This window comes from Candidatus Woesearchaeota archaeon, from assembly GCA_016188115.1.
GTDB lineage: Archaea > Nanobdellota > Nanobdellia > Woesearchaeales > GW2011-AR9 > JACPIK01.
On the sequence record JACPIK010000002.1, the window covers coordinates 1,454,018 to 1,471,151 of the forward strand.

Annotated in this window: 15 protein-coding genes and 1 tRNA gene; 10 read left to right on the forward strand and 6 right to left on the reverse strand. The window is 38.2% G+C overall.

Annotated features, from left to right (window positions below):
* Positions 1-51: 51 nt before the first annotated feature.
* Positions 52-1,203, reverse strand: a complete 1,152-nt coding sequence (locus HYV86_07870; protein MBI2573757.1) for an ABC transporter substrate-binding protein — start codon at positions 1,201-1,203, stop codon at positions 52-54.
* A 133-nt stretch (positions 1,204-1,336) separates the two neighbouring features.
* On the opposite strand from HYV86_07870, the gene HYV86_07875 reads away from it, so the two are divergent.
* Positions 1,337-2,269: a hypothetical protein gene (locus HYV86_07875; protein ID MBI2573758.1), complete on the forward strand. Its 933-nt coding sequence runs from the start codon at positions 1,337-1,339 to the stop codon at positions 2,267-2,269.
* Position 2,270: 1 nt separating this feature from the next.
* Here the strand turns inward: HYV86_07875 and HYV86_07880 are convergent, their stop codons facing one another.
* Together HYV86_07880 and HYV86_07885 are read right to left on the reverse strand one after the other, a co-directional pair.
* Entirely contained in the window at positions 2,271-3,968 is a 1,698-nt protein-coding gene (locus HYV86_07880) for a protein kinase (GenBank protein MBI2573759.1), read from the reverse strand.
* Positions 3,965-4,111 (reverse strand): hypothetical protein, encoded by a 147-nt coding sequence (locus tag HYV86_07885; GenBank protein ID MBI2573760.1) that lies wholly within the window; start codon positions 4,109-4,111, stop codon positions 3,965-3,967. Before HYV86_07885 ends, HYV86_07880 begins: the two co-directional genes overlap by 4 nt.
* 281 nt (positions 4,112-4,392) lie before the next feature.
* On the opposite strand from HYV86_07885, the gene HYV86_07890 reads away from it, so the two are divergent.
* Together HYV86_07890 and HYV86_07895 are read left to right on the forward strand one after the other, a co-directional pair.
* A complete protein-coding gene (locus HYV86_07890) occupies positions 4,393-5,064 on the forward strand; it encodes an endonuclease V (protein ID MBI2573761.1) in 672 nt (223 codons plus the stop codon).
* Positions 5,065-5,149: 85 nt separating this feature from the next.
* Complete coding sequence (locus HYV86_07895) at positions 5,150-6,151, forward strand: right-handed parallel beta-helix repeat-containing protein (GenBank protein MBI2573762.1); 1,002 nt, start codon at positions 5,150-5,152, stop codon at positions 6,149-6,151.
* 123 nt (positions 6,152-6,274) lie between these two features.
* Here HYV86_07895 and HYV86_07900 read toward each other — a convergent pair.
* Positions 6,275-6,446 (reverse strand) — tRNA-Thr (locus HYV86_07900).
* 102 nt (positions 6,447-6,548) lie between these two features.
* Positions 6,549-7,217 carry a hypothetical protein gene (locus HYV86_07905; protein MBI2573763.1) on the reverse strand — a complete coding sequence of 223 codons (669 nt, stop codon included), beginning with the start codon at positions 7,215-7,217 and terminating at the stop codon, positions 6,549-6,551.
* A gap of 331 nt (positions 7,218-7,548) precedes the next feature.
* On the opposite strand from HYV86_07905, the gene HYV86_07910 reads away from it, so the two are divergent.
* The 6 genes from HYV86_07910 to HYV86_07935 all read left to right on the forward strand — a co-directional run bounded on the left by HYV86_07910 (position 7,549) and on the right by HYV86_07935 (position 13,377).
* Complete coding sequence (locus tag HYV86_07910) at positions 7,549-7,836, forward strand: hypothetical protein (protein MBI2573764.1); 288 nt, start codon at positions 7,549-7,551, stop codon at positions 7,834-7,836.
* 24 nt (positions 7,837-7,860) lie between these two features.
* A complete protein-coding gene (locus HYV86_07915; GenBank protein MBI2573765.1) occupies positions 7,861-8,646 on the forward strand; it encodes a hypothetical protein in 786 nt (261 codons plus the stop codon).
* A gap of 104 nt (positions 8,647-8,750) precedes the next feature.
* The gene (locus HYV86_07920) at positions 8,751-9,971 is read left to right on the forward strand and encodes a hypothetical protein (GenBank protein MBI2573766.1); all 1,221 of its coding nucleotides are present in this window, start codon (positions 8,751-8,753) and stop codon (positions 9,969-9,971) included.
* Positions 9,972-10,080: 109 nt separating this feature from the next.
* Positions 10,081-10,611, forward strand: coding sequence for a hypothetical protein (locus HYV86_07925; GenBank protein ID MBI2573767.1), 531 nt, complete (start codon positions 10,081-10,083; stop codon positions 10,609-10,611).
* Between the two features lie 121 nt (positions 10,612-10,732).
* Positions 10,733-11,932 carry a redox-regulated ATPase YchF gene (locus tag HYV86_07930; GenBank protein MBI2573768.1) on the forward strand — a complete coding sequence of 400 codons (1,200 nt, stop codon included), beginning with the start codon at positions 10,733-10,735 and terminating at the stop codon, positions 11,930-11,932.
* A 179-nt stretch (positions 11,933-12,111) separates the two neighbouring features.
* Positions 12,112-13,377: a hypothetical protein gene (locus HYV86_07935; GenBank protein MBI2573769.1), complete on the forward strand. Its 1,266-nt coding sequence runs from the start codon at positions 12,112-12,114 to the stop codon at positions 13,375-13,377.
* Between the two features lie 6 nt (positions 13,378-13,383).
* Here HYV86_07935 and HYV86_07940 read toward each other — a convergent pair whose 3' ends face one another.
* Complete coding sequence (locus HYV86_07940) at positions 13,384-14,628, reverse strand: phosphoglycerate kinase (protein MBI2573770.1); 1,245 nt, start codon at positions 14,626-14,628, stop codon at positions 13,384-13,386.
* 229 nt (positions 14,629-14,857) lie between these two features.
* Here HYV86_07940 and HYV86_07945 point away from each other — a divergent pair, with 229 nt between their 5' ends.
* Entirely contained in the window at positions 14,858-16,945 is a 2,088-nt protein-coding gene (locus HYV86_07945) for a thrombospondin type 3 repeat-containing protein (protein MBI2573771.1), read from the forward strand.
* Positions 16,946-17,134: the final 189 nt, after the last annotated feature.

A 17,134-nucleotide genomic window follows, 5' to 3' on the forward strand; every position in this document is an offset into this window, starting at 1 on the left:
ACACCTTTCACCACCAGATATTAAAAAGAAAAAAACTAAAAAAATCAAAACTTACCGATACGCCACAGCCTGATTATTCTCAACTTGCTTTACTTCGAATACAGCATATTTCAAATCTCCTTGACTATCAAATTCAATTGTCGGAGAACTGACACCTTTGTACGAAGTTTTATACAATTCTTGAACAATCTTTGCTTTGTCTGTGCCCGCTTTTTGCATAGCAAGTGCCATCACTTTGACAGAATCATAGGCAAATGGTGCAACGAATCCTACTTCCAAGTTTTCAAATCCTTTGAGGGTGTGAATTTTTTGCGTAAGTGTTTCAGGTACGTCAGATTTTGCAAGCATGTAGAGTGCACCGTTAGTTTGGCCACTTTTAATGAATTCGTCGCCACTCCAAGCATCGCCTCCAAGCAGAGGGAGTTGTAATCCGGCTTCGTGGGTTTGTTTAACAAAACTAACTCCTTGGGCAGGATGAAGTGGAGCAAAGATTGCAAGTGCACCGCTATTTTTCACTTTAGCTAGATCTGTGCGAAAGTCAATACTATCTTGAGTTACACCACCTTCATAGACAATCTCGCCTCCAAGACTTTCAAATTGTTGTTTGAACACTTTTTGAATTCCTTGGCCCCATTCATTTTGGGCATAAACAATGGCAACTTTCTTAGTTCCAAGAGTGTTGTACATGAAGTTTGCTGCTTCCTTACCTTGGAAGCTATCTGATGGATAGACGCGAAACACACGATCGCCAAGCGCAGTTAATCCTGGAGCAGATGCAGTAAACATCATGACGGGTGTTCCTGCTTGCACAGCAACTGGAAGAGCAGGTCCAGCAGATGCAGAACAAACAGGTCCTGCGATGACATCAACATTATTAACATTGACAAGTTTTTGCATAGCAGCAACGCCAGCCGCACTACAAGAATCATCTTCTGCAATCAAGACCAATTTACGGCCATTAATACCGCCAGCGGCGTTAATTTCATTCACAGCAAGAGTTGCAGCGGCGAGTGCATTTTGTCCAAATGAAGCAGCTTCACCAGTCAATGGGCCAATCCAGCCTACTTTAATATCGCCTTGGGCAGCAGCTTGTGTCGTTGGTTGGCTTTTCACAACATTTCCTGTCGGCTGTTCTGAAGAGCAACCAGCAATAAGAAACATCGCTATCACGAGTACACTAAATATGGATAATAATTTTTTCATAGTTGTCACCTGTATTAATTACGTAGTGACTAATAATTGTAAAAAATATAGTTATGCTTATATTTTTGATATAAATATATATTATTAATATTTTGAAGTAAATTTTAAAAAGAAACACCAATATAATCAATACATGAAACGTAAAGTCGTAAAACTCGGACCGTCTACACTAGTAATCTCTCTGCCTAGTGAGTGGATTAAAAAGAGTCACATTTCTCCGGGAATCGAGCTTGATGTTGAAGAAGTACATCACAACCTATTGATCAAGCCACCCGTCAAACAACATCCTTCCATAACAATAACTCTACATGACGAGGCTGACAAGAAAGCAATTTATTCTCAATTAAGTCATCTCTATCGGGTTGGTTTTGATAAGATTACAATTAATTTTACGGAAAGTTCCTCTCTCAAACGCATCCAACATATTGTTTCGCAAAACCTTCTCGGTTTTGAAATTACCAAGAAAACTGTAACCTCTTGTATTATTGAAAGTATTACTGAACCAACTGACGAAAAATTTCAGGTTTTACTTCGTCGTGTTTTTTTACAAATAAAAGAAACACAAGAATTAGTAAGAGAAGATTTTACAGCACACAAAGAGCTCAAAGCAGATGAGCTCGAAGATTTACGCGCCTCGCTTGATCGCCATATTTTCTTTTGTCGTCGTCTGATCTCCAAAGGAATTGATATGGGCGAAACACCTCATCTGGTTTGGGAATTGTTAACTTTCTTGATGCATATTCAGCATGCGTATTATTACATGTATGGGTATTACAAAGAACATAAACAGAAAGTGCATAAAGAGACGTTACACTTGCTGAGTCATCTTGAGCTCTATTTCGATTTTTTCTACAAAGCCTATTTTGAGAAGAAAGAAGAACATCTTGTAGAACGTCGAAAAGAAAGAATACAAATTCAGCATCTAATCTTTAAACAGTTAGAAAGTGCCAACAATCCTAATAAAGTGATTCTGGGCTATCTTCAACAAATCTGTCGTTTAATGCAGGTAGGTATCAGTCCGGTTCATTCTATCTTGGTGGATGAGAAGAGGAAAAATATAATTTAATCTATTTAATATGATATTTTTCCAACAGCTTCAAACTATCATTAAGTCCAGAGAAAGGATTAGCTGGTGGGGCGCCTGTGGGCAATCCTTCACAAAGCTTCATCTGGTCTTGAAATGATCCTTTCTCAAGCACATCATATACATTTGGGACTGAACTATGAAGAAGTTGCACAAGAGGCCAACTAGCATTGTGCATCCTTGTTTGATTTTCTTTTACTCTCCAATCGCCTTCTTCCATTCCCTTTTTCATATTATCTTCACGTTCTGCATTTGCAATTCGATAATTCCATACTAAATCTTGACAATGTTTTTGAAAGTCGAACCCGCGTAATTTCCATTCTTGTACTGTCCTCTTCTCTTGTTCATACTTTATGGACATCATCCAATTATCCATTGGTGGATCGTCTGCAGAGTATGCAAAATTATATGTAAGCATATCTGCATCTATAATATCCCCATTTATCTTGTTCCAGGAAGTTGTCCCGTTTTTTCTAACAATCTTTGAGACAAGATCAGGGTTGTAAAAAGCTGCATACATCGTTTTCTTATCATTAAATAAATACGAGAGTCCTTCAATTTTTGCTAATTGTGTGTGCTCATGAATATCGCCGCTTGTTCTTTCACCACCAGCATACATGCGAGCTATACGCATCTTTTGTTCGTAATCAATTTTCTTCTCTTGGTCTTCCGTTTTTATAATATATGTGCTGGCGCTTAATCCTATGGCGGTAGTTACAGCAACCGTCGTACCCCAACGTATAACTCTTGATAAAGGTCTTGATACTTCATACTTTCGTACCGCTTTCTCGACTTCTTTAACAAGTTCTTCACCATCGTTAAGACGGGAGTCTTCATGAACAAGACATCTATGTAACAACTTTCTAAATGCCTTCGGGATGGGTGTATTACTATTTTCGATTTTATCATACACTAATCCATTCCAAACTCCTGGACTCTGATAGAGAAGATTCACTAACTCAGTTGCATTTGGTTTAAATTCTCCCTGGGGATCAGTCAATTCTTTTTCTAGTACATACTTGCCTGTAAACATTTTGTACAGCACTGATCCAAAAGACCAGACATCCATCTTAGTAGTAAGTTTTACTCCATCATCATTAAATCGTTCAGGCGCGCGAGTTAATTTATTGCCACCGCCAATACGCGTTGCGTACCCTGCTGTGGCAGTTCCAAAATCAAGAAGTTTAACATCTCCTTCACTAGTTAATCCTAAGTTTCCAGGATGATAATCTCCATGTTCTAATCCAACAACTTTATGCAAGTTTCGCAAGCCCCGTGCTCCACTTCGAGCAACCCGTATAACTTCGTCAAGAGAGAATGGCTTGTCTTCTTGCATACGCTCATAAAGAGTACGATCAACAAGTTCCATCATAAGATAATTAGTGCCATCAAGACTGCGTCCCGGAAAGAAAGAAACAAGACCCTCAAGTGTTTGTCCAAAACCACCTAATGCTTCCCGCCTAAATGCGTCCTCCTGTGAAAGGCCGCGTTGTTCGAGAATCTCTTTAGCTCGTTCCTGCGGGTCTAAAACTTTCACTGCAACCGGTCGACCGGTACTGTCGTTAGTATATCGATAGACAATCCCGTTTGCTCCTCGATTAATCGGTCCAACGTGAGTATAACCCAAAATTTGAGGTGGTTGGAAGCCTAATATAACTATTATTGGGTCCAGCGAGCTCATTTCCCATCACCTTCCTCTTCCAACATCTTTCTCAATGCATACTCCAACGCATGAGACGTGCTGCGGAATCGACCAGTCAATATTCCTTCGTCTACTTTACGCAACGTCGCTTCATCAACAGTAATGCTTATTTTTGCTTTCATGTTTAGTGGTGATTTGGTTTTACATAGCGTCTTTCGGGTTATCAATATCGTATTGCTTCTATCGTTCAGGTCCCGGATGGAGCCTCCCCTTGAACTCTTCTGATGTTTACTCTCTCAACCCTCACCTTTGGACGCTATGTATTCTCAAAAGTGTATACTATCCTACTTTATCCTACTTTATCCTACTATTTTTAAAGCTTTTGCAAATATTCTCACTTCTTAGTGACAACAAAACCAAAGATTAATAAACCTCTTATTAATCCAGAATTCCGAAAAGAAAAATGGGTGAACAATTCGATCTAGTTGAACTCAAACGAGAACAAGAACGTCTCAATAGAAAGCTCATCATAGAAGACCAATTGCCAGAATCTATTACCAAAGTCGGTGCAGCAACCACGATCTCCTTACCCAACAAACTTCTCGCAATCATCGTTGTCTGCGAATTCCCTTCCATGAACGTGCTCGAGGAAAAAACATATACACTTCACAATCCCCTTCCCCCCAAAGCAGAATTTCTTGCCTACCGAGAAATGCCTGCAATTATTGAAGCATATAATCAATTAGAACAAGAACCTGATCTTCTTTTAGTCAAAGGTTACGGCATCTTACACCCCCGCAACATTGGCGTTGCGTCGCATTTAGGATTAGTGCTCAACATTCCTACTCTTGGCGTTGCAGATTATCTTGCACTTGGGACCATCGAACAAGACGATCTTATTCTCAATGGTCAACTCTGCGGACATACCCTCTTTCCACGAGAACACAGTAATCTACTCTATATCACGCCTGGTCACAAAATTTCTTTTGACACCGCACGCGACATTGCCAAGAAATGTATTCAATACCCTCATAAGATGCCAGAACCATTGCATATTGCATTGCGGTTGGCTAAAAAGAAAATGAATGAATTAAGTTCTACTTTGGTTGGACAACAGCCTTTCTCTAATAACTAAAAATAAATAAACTAGTATCTTCTCTCATAACGCATACTAACACAGTTATCTTTGTATTGTGCCTAGTATAAAAAAAGGTGAAAAAATGAAAACTATTATTGTAGCAGTAGTTATGGTTCTTACAGTAGTTCTCTTTGGTTGTTCACAATCAAACAACAATCCTGATAACCTTATTGATGACCAAGATGCTCTTTCAGGTCAAGCAGTTGCCAAAAAGCAACCAGTAAGCCCTTGTATGGGAAAAAAAGAAGGTTTTGTTCTGCGTGAATGTCAAAATGGGCAAAAAATACTTTGTGAAAAAGGCAAAGTTAAGAGTGTGAGTTGTACAACTGCCCCAGCAACAACCACAAACACACAAAATCAACCCGCAGGTTCTGCCGCATCACCTTCAAACCAACCTAACGGACCTAATTCAATTTCCATTTCATCCTGTGGAACACCTGCTGGCGGATGGCAAAGAGATACTACCTACACTTTATCTCGAGACGTCATTGCGCAGGATAACCAAGCTTGTTTTGAAATCACTGCTCTTGATCGAGTAACGATCGATTGCGCCCATCACCAAATATTAGGGCTTGGTTCACAGGATGGAATATTCTTAAGGGGAGCAGTTATTAATGATCAACTTCGTCAAATAATTCAACCAACGATTCGCAATTGTGTTATTGCTAACTTTGGGAACGGTATCTCTGTAGAAAGAGCGCAAAATGTGGTTCTAGAAAGCAATACATTAACAAACAATAACCAAGGTTTAAAATTGGAAAGAGTGGCAGGAGGATCCCTAACAAATAATCAACTTAACCTTAACCGTGTTCGGGGGATATATATCACTAATTCTGGCTCGATTACACTTTCATCAAACCAAGTAAGTGAGAATCAAGTAGGTTTAGTTCTTCTCTCATCCACTAACAACCTAATAGAGAACAACCGGATTTGTGCCAATTCTGTGCGTGACCTACAAATAGACCTAGGTTCAGCTCCAAATAGCGGTTCAGGAAATATTTTTAGCACAATTCAGAACGAAGCCGCTATGTATGGTATAACCGGTCAATGGCCTTTACAAACAGACTATATTTCTAACTGTTAGTGCCTCTAACCATTAGTTTTTTTTAATATTCTTTTTTCCTTTTTGCTAAGTCATCCACCGAGGTTGGTTACTATCTGTTACTATATTATTTCTTACTGTTGCGAAAACCAAGAACAAGAAAAGAGCCCCAGGGGAGACTTCCCTACCTTTTGACTTAACGGTTTTGGTCAAGCTTTTTCAAAAGGCTGTTTGAACTCCCGACCTCCTGATGACATGATGCGCTTGTTGTATTATTGAAAACACATCAGCCAAGTGGCATTACAAGTCAGGTGCACTACCACTATGCTACTGGGGCTTGTGTCTATTCGATGAGGGTTCATTTATTAACTTTTTGTGGATAAAAACCTAAAATGAAGAAAAAACAATCTCCAATAAACTCAACTTCCTAATCGTCAAATTACTCTTTCTGTTCTTCTTTAATATGCGAAGGCCATGCCCGTGAACTCCAGAACGTCCGAGCTTCCTCGTAAGGCATATATCGTTTGAGCTTGAACCATTGTTTGATAAAATTTTGTAACGAATACGTTTCTTGATAGAGTTGTTTTTGTCGAATCGTGGAAGTATTACTATACCATCGATGTGAAAATAATCCTTTAATCTCTTTAAGAATAGACGATTTATCAAATGCATCTTTATATTGTTCATGGACATAAGCTCGAATAATCATTTCTACTTCGCCTTTATGTGCAGGTAATTTCTTTCCTTCTCGCACTACCTCTGTATTCTGAATATTAAGAAAATGGAAATCAAGATCTAAATAATACACATGCGCTGACCAGTCTTTACCCTCTGCATCTTTTCCGGAGGGGGTGTCTGGCGGATTTTTTCTCATACGCCACCAAATCCAAATCTCGCGTTCTCCTCCCTGTCCAATCCTCTCACCATAATATGACTCCCAATGGTCGCCATCTTTTTCAATATCTTTCCACCCATTTTCATTTAACCAGTGATGCAACGCCATATAGAACTCTTTAATGTTAAAAATATCTTTGTACTTTACTTTAATTGGACTATAATCCGGAAAAATATTGACCAAACTATCTTTTGGCAATGGAAAGCGTGGCATAGGGTAAATAAAAGATGCAAAGTATATAACTCTTACGCCATCGCTTTCTTACAACCCTTTCTCTTACTCCACACTAATCTTCTCTCAATTCTTCTCTAAGTCTTACCAATTCCGCTTTATCCTTTATGTTTTTCAAAAGATGAAAGACGAAATGAAAGACGAGAAATACTCTCTCTCTCTCATTTGTTTCTATTTCAATTAAAATTCCAACCCACAATTCATTATCTGCCTTATTTTACGTCTCTTACTCAAAATTACGAACTTAGTTCTAGAACGAAAAGTATATAAATCGAAAGATTCTAGTTCCACCTAGTTAAAGGAGGTGTTAGAAGTGCAACAAAAGAAAGTTGAAGATATATCAAACCGTACAGTCTTAACGGTTCTCGTTGTAATTATCTTAGTTAGTGTTGTTTCGCTTGCTATTTATCTAAGTGCACTTGACAAAGCAGTTCCTGTGGTAATTTATGGCGCAGATGGTGAAGTTTCTTTGAATGTTGATTCACCTGCTACATTTAATCCAGAAACAATGTCAGATAGTGAAAAAGCAAAAGTCAGCGTTGGTATTGATTCACCAAATCAAACTCAGAATCAGCAAAATGCCGGTACAACCGTGCAATAAAAAGAGGTAATAGGAGGTTAAAAAATGGCAGATGTTTCAAATCGCACAGTCGTTGCCTTACTGGCAGTAGCATTAGTAGTAACAGTTGCAGGAACGCTTGTAAGCGTAAGTAAATTAAGTACCCTTGGTGGTCAATATAGTTTCTTAACTGGTGCAGCAACATCAGGAACAGGAACTACATCTCTTACATCAGATTACGAAGTAGCAATAAGTATTGATGATAACGCAGTAAGCTTCGGAACTGGTCACGTAGAGATCGGATATACTAACGCTTCTGTTCATTCAAGTGGAGTTTTTAATGATACTGCTTGGTACAACACCACTGGGTTATATCCAGTAAACACAACGCATGCACCAAATGTAGTTGCTGCTAATACTAGCGCAGTTACCAACGTAACCACTGGTGATTGGATGGTTGTATCAAACTCTGGTAACGTAGACTTTAACTTAACTGTCTTTAGTTATACTGCAACCAGCGGTGAATTCTGGCTTTGTGGTTCTGATGGTGGTTGTGCTTCTACTGCAGTCGCTCAATTACTTGTTATGGCTGCTGCAAACGAATCTAACGCTTGCGATGAAGCAAACATTCCTCCGGGGGAATTTCATAACAACCAGACAAACAGCACTTGGCAGAATCTTTTGACAGTAGGTGGTCGTAATAACATCACTCTTTGTCAGGATTTAGATTACGGTGACACTGGCGATGCTATGAATATATACTTCCAAGCATATGTTCCTTCAGATGCAACCAATGGTGCTCACTCCGTGACCCTTACATTTGAAGCAACAAGCCGAAACTCACAAGATTAAGTTCTTGTTTTTTCTTTTTTCATTTATTTTTAAATTTTAAAATTCATTTGGCTAGAACATAATTATGTAACTGTCATCAATCATATCCTGCTCACACATTCAAAATGAAACGCGCCGTTATTCTCTTTGTATTTCTGTTGTTTCTCATTCCTTCAGTTCTATCTATTAGGCTCATGCCACCCTCCTTAGAATTGCCATATGAACCTGGTACTGTTCATAAAATTTCTTTTAGTGTTAATGATCTTAAAAATAATGGTGTGGAAATAGGAACTGGCGGTGATTTTTCTCGTTCTATTGTTGCTTTAACAGATCCCACTACCTGTAAAGATAGTTGTAATCTGGAATTTGAAGTTACTATTCCAGAATTTCCTGCCGATGCTCCCGGAAAAAAAGAATCATATATCACTTTTAGAGAAGTACCGCCCTCTTCGTATGGGCTGCCTGCAGTTTCTGCAGTAGGTCAAATTCGTGTTCCGATCACAGTCTATGCTCCATATCCTACTAAATTTGTCTTAGTAGAAGTTGGAACTCGTGATAATAAACGTCGTTTTCAGCTTGGTGAAAAAGTTTTCTTTGTTACACAAGTTTCAAGTTATGGTAAAGAGACGATAGAAACAGTAAAAGGAAATATGGAAATTAGGTCCGAAAAAGGGGATCTTGTCACGACTGTTCCTCTTACCACCCAATCACAGCTTGAATACAGTTCCACTGCTAATTTATATGCAGAATGGCAAACCGCAGACACGTTGTCTCGTGGAACCTATTTTTACAACGCTGTCGTTGATTATGATGGAAATACTGCATCTCATTCACGCGCCCTTGAACTGGGAGATCAAATAGTTGAAGTACGCAAAATAGATCCAGATCAGTTAGTCTCTGGTTCCATTAACAAAGTAGATGTGGTCTTATATAACTCTTGGTCTTCCAATCTTGTTACTTCAGTACAAGCAACTATCACTTCTCCACAAGAAGAAGTAGTTGCCACTACGACAAGTAGCACCATTGAAGTTCCTACGGGGGATATTGCTCGAGTTCCCCTTTTCTTAGACTTAGAAACAGTTTCACCGGGAGAGTATAATCTTAAATTAACTACTTTATTTGGTGAAGGCAGAACCTACACTCAAGATTTTAAACTCAAAGTAAATGAGAAACCTATTGCTTCAGTTAATAAGTCTCCTCAACAGGGTCTACCTAATGAGCAAGAAAATTCACTGCTTGTTCCTCTCATATTGGGAATAGTTATTGTTGTTGCGTTAGGTCTTTTAATTTTGCTTCTAGTAAAAAAACATAAAAATGGTCCAAGTAGGCCTAAAGATGAGTTTTAGATAGATCTCCTTAACGGTCCACTTTTTAACGAGAAAATGTGTAAAACCATCTAACTAATCTACCTCAACAAGAGAAAAGGTTAAAAACTATTATTTTTTCTTAAATACCATGAAACTTTCCAATCTCATCCTGTCTTTAGTGTTGCTTGTATTAATTACAGGTTTTACTCTGTGGCAAATACTTTCGCATACTTTGCCTCAAGACATCTTTACTTTACCATTTGATTTTGTTGTCAAAGAGCATGGAGTTGGTTTTAATTTAGATGAAGATAAATTTCATTTTGGAGATATTCCTTTAGGTGGTGGGGGATATCGTCATTTTCGTATTAATAACACTCATGATTACACTCAAAAAATCGACCTTCAAGTAGTTAGTGCTAGAAATATTACTACTTGGTTTAGTGTTGAACCTTCCTCTTCTTTTTTTCTCGGTTCGGATCAGTCAAAGCAGTTTACTGTCCATTTATCAATTTCTCAAAACGAAACACTCGGAAATTATTCTGGATTTTTTCTTGTAAAAACCTACAAAGCCTGGCCTTGGCAGGAACCAACAGAAATGAATCTCCCTCCTGCAATTCCACAAGGTAATGAAAATAATCTGCGCAATGCAACTGATTTGCCAACTATCAAAGTTTCATAGACTTTGTAATCGTTAGGGGAAAGTAGGCGCAATATTCTCGCATGCCCTTTGTTAAATTTCTATATGTTGAATTCTATAATTTTACGAAAGCCTAATAAAGCTCTTTTTATCCCAATCAAAAATGCTCGTTGGAATTGTAGGAAAACCTAATGTTGGAAAATCCACCTTCTTTAAAGCAGCAACCCTTGCGGAAGCTGAAATTGCGAATTATCCTTTCGCTACAATAAAACCTAATTCTGGGGTGGGGTTTGTTCGTCTAGAATGTGTCGATAAAGATTTTAACACCCAATGTAATCCTCGTACGGGGATGTGTCTGCATCATTTTCGCTTTGTACCTGTTCAACTCATTGACGTGGCAGGTCTTGTTCCCGGAGCACACGAAGGAAAAGGGATGGGCAATCAATTTCTGGATGATCTTCGTCAAGCAGACGTTTTAATTCATGTTGTTGATGCAGCCGGATCAACCAATGATAAAGGAGAATCAATTCAAATCGGCACCCACGATCCTGCGCAAGATGTTCGCTTTCTTGAAGTTGAACTAGATATGTGGTACTTAGGTATTCTCACCAAAGGCTGGGAAAAGTTTGCTCGCACTGTTACACAAGAACGCGCAGCAGTCCATATTGCTCTAGCCAAACAACTCACGGGTCTTAGAGTCACCGAAACTATGCTTGAAGAAGCCATAGCAAAACTCTCTCTTGACCCTCTCAAACCTCTTTCATGGAGTGATGAACAGCTCCTCCAACTTGCTACCTTTCTTCGTCAAAGAACCAAACCTATGCTAATCGCCTGTAACAAAATAGATCTACCTGGTGCACAAGAAAATGTTGAACGCTTGCGCACTCAATTTCCTCAATATCATTTTGTTGCCTGTTGTGGTGATGCGGAGTTAGCCCTAAAACAAGCAGCAAAAGTAGGTCTCATAGATTACGTGCCAGGCGATGCGTCGTTTTCTTTACTCCAAGCAGATAAACTCAACGACAAACAAAAAGCAGCTCTTAGTTCAATCCAACAAAACATCTTAGATCGTTTCGGTTCAACTGGAGTACAAAAAACACTAGACCTTGCAATCTTTAACCTATTAGGGTACATGGCGATTTTTCCCGGAGGAATAACCAAACTTGAAGATAAAGATGGCAATCGTCTTCCAGACTGTTTTTTACTTCCTGCTGGATCTACTGCCCTTGACTTTGCCTATAAACTTCATACGGATCTTGGAAAAAATTTCATCTGCGCTAAAGATGTCCACACTAAACGCACAGTAGGAAAAGAACATCTACTCAAACATCGAGACGTCATTGAAATTGTATCAGGACGTTAACCAGGTTATTCTATGTTTGATGATTAGTTTTCTTACCATAGAATTGAATAGTTCTCCATTTTCTGTATTATTATCTTCTTATTACTTTTTTCTTCGTGACATCAATCAAATCCATATATGTTTTAATCCGTATGTTGTTCAAGCGAAATGATTAAAAGTCTCTTTTCCCAGAATACACCATGGCTTTCTGGAAGAGTGTAGTTCATCGAATACGACATCCTCTCACTTTAAAAGGATCCGCCCACCACATTTCACTTGGGCAGGCCAAAAATTGGCTTGAAGAACAACTTACTTCGATCGAAGAGCAACGTAAAACAAAAGTAGCTCGCCGTTCTTTTTCTTCTTCTCTTGATAAACTAGTTCCCCAATTTCAAAAAGAGTATGATCATGCTCTTAATTCCTTTCTCTTCGTTGAGCGTGATAACATTGTCAACGCTACTTCTTTAATCTTACTTACATTCCAAAAATTGTCTTCCTCTCTTTCTCTAGATCTTCTCTTTTCATATAACAAAGAACTTCTTCAACAGTGTCATCGTCTCTGTGCCATTTTAAGAACTCATCCTACCACTGATCTACTTGAACCACTTAATCAAAAATTAGTTTTAATTATAAAAACCTCCTCCACTTTGGATCAATTTTGTATAAAACAAAGAATACCTCTCTATTTTCTTCTTCAACGTCGCTATGAAGAATTAGAACAAACCGTTGAATTACTCCAACGATCTCAGCAACAAAATCATTCCCTTAACGAACAGAAACGAGATCTTGATAAAAAAATAGAAGAGAAACGAAATGAAGGCCTCATTCTCCAAAAAGACCCATTATTTCAACCTGCTAAACTAGCTCAAAATCGTAAAAATAATCTAGAAAGAGAATATTCCTTGCTTGAGCAGGAAATACTTGCTTTTTTCTCCCCACTTCTTCCTCTTTTTTCTGATTACACTCAAAAAAATGAACAAAATCAAATCGTAACAAGTTATTATCAAAACCCCATTACTGCATTAGCTCAAGATGAAACACTTTCTATCATCCATTATTGCGACCACATCTATGCTCTGCTTAAGCAAGACCAAACCAGTCAGACAAGTCAAACCAACCAAACAAGTCAGTCTTCACAACATTTAATTGCAGATCGTCTAAGTCAAATTGAACAGGGATATCTCACAAATTTACAGCATCGTCTTCTTCATAATATTATGGAACAGCAGCATTTTGTCATTCCTGGGCTAACAAAAGATTTTGGAATGCGTCTTCAAGAAGTAGAGTATAAGCTAGATCATTTTGTTTCACAAAAAAATCGTCTATCAAATCAAAAATCCCAACTAGAAGAAAGAATTAAATCTATTAGTGAGTCTGTTAAAAGTCAGAAAAAAGCATTTGAAGAACTCGCATTGGTTGCATTTGGAACACAAATAGAACTTACGCTTGAGCAATCAGCCAATTAATTTACTCTACTTTTTAATATGCATGTTAAACCTAGACTTAAACGTAATATAATTCTGTAATAATGCTTCTAATGCGGGAAGTTTTTTTCCTTCCAAAAATTCGAGGCAAGCTCCGCCACCCGTAGACACATGAGTCATAGTATGTTCTAATCGGAACTTGCGTATTGCTTCTTCCGTTTCTCCTCCTCCGCAAATCGTCGTCGCGCTTAATGTACTCATAACTCGTGCAATATCCCGAGTTCCCTGTGCAAAACGTGTCGATTCGAAATATCCTAATGGCCCATTCCAAACTACCGTGCGCGCTTTATGCAAATAAGAAGTATACAATTCTATTGTTCGTGGTCCGATATCTAACGCAAAAGCGAGAGGAGGAATCTTATTACTTTCAACAACACTGCGTGTTGCTCGCAAATCCATTGAAGAGGCAATGGCAAAATCAACTGGAAAGAGCAGTTTACTCGCATTTTTATTTTTCAATAGCTCTTTTGCTGTTTGCAACGCAGTCGCATCAATTTTTGACATACCTACTGATTTTCCTTGAACTTTTAAAAACGCAAATGCAAGTGCGCCGCCTACTAAAATATAATCTGCTTTTAGCATGGCTTTTTTCATTAATTCTACTTTAGACAGTTTTGCCCCTCCCATCACCCACACTGCGGGATGTGCAGGATTAAGTGCTTTTCCTAAATAATAGATCTCTTTTTCTAGAAGAAACCCTGCCATTGATGGAAGGAAATGAGTGATTGCTTCTACTGAAGCATGTGCTCGATGGGAAGTTCCAAATGCATCATTAACATATACTTCTGCAAAATCAGCAAGTGTATGGGCAAATGCAGGGTCATTATCTTCTTCTTGTTGATAAAACCGTAAATTCTCTAAAAACAAAATAGATTCTGGTTTCATCTTTGCAATTTTGGTAACAACTTCTTTCCCTATACTATCTGGGGCAGCAAGAACGGTGTACTTTTGATATCGATGAAGAAGACGACGTAATTCTTTCACCACGGGTGCGACCCGCAGAGTCTCCACCACTTTCCCTTCTGGTCTACCAATATGTGTTGCGAGAATAATCTTGCACTTCTTTTGAAGCAGAAACAGGATCGTTGGCAAACTTTCTTTAATTTTGGTATTATCCAGCACTTTTGGATTCTTCTTATTATCAAGAGGGACATTATAATCAACACGCAAAAAAACAGTCTTATACTCCAGCGGAAATGTACTCAGCAAAAACCGTTTCTGTGTTGTAACCATACACTCAATACCCATTCTAAAGTATATATTTCTTTCTCCTCATTTAATCTCCATTATCACCAAGACCCATTTTCACCAAGATATTTCTTCTTCGCACTCTTCTCAAATCTTTCTTCTAAGATCTTTCTCGGTTCTCTATTTTATCAGAATTATCTACAGATTCACAAGATTCACAATAGAAAAAGTTAAAAAGAACATACTTCCCCAAAAACACAAAAGGGTGGTTTAAATGAGAAAAATTATTACTTCAAGTATATTATTTCTATTATTAGTCTCGCTAATGTTTGTTACATCATGTTGGTTTTCTAGTCAAAATTCCAATACCAGTATTGCTTCTAATGATACTCAAACCGTCGCATTAGACAGTGACGCTGATACTGTTCAAGACCTTCTTGATAATTGTCCTTTGATTGCTAATACTAATCAAACAGATCTAGATCAAGATCGGATAGGGGATGCATGTGACACTTCTAACTCTCTTGTAAAAACAGCTCAAGCTGCACGTATTATGGAAAAAGTAATTAGTTATTCTGCTACAAATAAATTCGAAATTCGCAATAATGATGAAGATCTTAAAGGTGAAAGTATTTATGATGTAACTAATGCTCTCAAAGGAGAAGATGTAGCTTGGCTTGAAGATGGAAAAATATCCACTCCACTCGGTTCTTCATCTTATAGTCAATACCTTAATTTTTCTTCTCAAGATCCTCTAAACCATGCAGTGTTTTTTGGTACAAATCAAGATCAAAAAATAGGCGATTTCTATGTTATTCGTAAACATCAAAATATTGCCCAATATCACTTAGAATTTATGGATGGGCTCGAATCACGTATATCTGGACGTGGTGACTTCTTCATAGATTTATTAGACCAGAATATTGTTTTAATGGGCAAAAGATATACTATCGTCAATGCCTATCGACCGACAGGGCTCAATAGTGTTCATTTGGTCTTAATGCATTCTCCTACTCAACAGCGAGTCAGTGCGCAACCTGAGACATTTAGCGTAGGGGAAAAGACATACACTATTTCTTTGCTTAAAAGTAATTCAGAGGGAGTTATCCTATCCATTAATGGCAAAACTACACCTCTTCTTCATCGTGGAGATTTAACTTTACTTGAAGCTAATTCTCAAGGTAATTCTTATCTTGGTGTTGGTAGTTTTCAAACCCAAGGCGAGTTTAATTATGCTGATGTTTATCTTGGTGCGCAAAAAATAGTACTTCAGGATGATTTAATCAAAGATTTAGATGATGGGGGAACCCTCATTGTCAACGACAATCCTCAAAAATTTAGCACTGTAAAAGTCAGCGGAAACATTAACGGACAAGAATTAACAATTTCTACGATTGACATTGACATGAGGGCAGAAAAAGAAATTTACATCCCTGCTCATGGCACATTGAGTGAAGGATTGGAAATTGCGCAAATAGATCCTGCAATTCTGTTCACCCAAAATTGGGATATTGCGTACGATGGTCTTAGTGACGTTCCTACTCACAAAATCACTTTAGCTCCAACTTCCCCAGAAAGATATGAACTCACTTGGTATGAAGGAACTGGGAAACAAGTCCGCATGCCACTTTTTGAATTTAAAATTCGCGGTTTGCTTTTAGGAGGACATAACCAACCCCTCATATTGCGCGAACGCAGTGATATCCCCTACAATTCTAATGTAGTAGTCACTACGGGACATCCTGAACAGAACAATGCTCGTTCATACCTCATGAGGTATAACGGATGGAACGCATCTACCAAAGAAGTTTCTTTTACTCATGTTGCTCTCAATAAAACATATGTTGGATCAGCAGATGAAAAAGGAAATTACATCTTAAATGTCGGTGGCGCAAATTTCATTGTCAATATCCAAGAACTTAATGGAGGAACAGACAGTAAAGTTAAAGTTGACTTGAATGGTGATGGCGATTTCTTTGACAATGTTTCTATTGTTGATGAGTATGGTCTTACTATCTCTCTAGAAGATGTTGAAGAAATATTTCCCAACGATCTAAAAGATGAATATCATCTTCATCTCACTTCACCCAATCCAGTGAAATTTGATAATGTTGTACCTACACCTCTCACTATCGATATTAAAAATACTGGTGGGGCAGTAGGAGCTGCAATCCGAGGATATAATCTCGTCTTTGAACCTCGTACCTTTCATAGTTCTCATGGGTACAGCTCTTTAGGGACATTTATCTCTCTTAAAGCAAATCCTGGATTAGCTCACGAAATAAATTTAGACTATCCTCAAAGCCAGCGTTATCCTGTTGTAAGAGTAGTGGGGTATTTAGACGACGCCAAAGCGAAATAGGATAAAAATGAGAATTAGTAAATCTTCTATTTTTTTTATCTGTTCTTTATTTTAATCTGCTAATTCCACTTGTGTATTCACAAGTGGTTTACTGCAATTCTAACATTGCTTGGAATTAGCAGGGTCGGAAATTCGACCCGAGCGAAGCATGAAATACAATTATGGTTGTATTTCAGCTCAGAAAAGAGA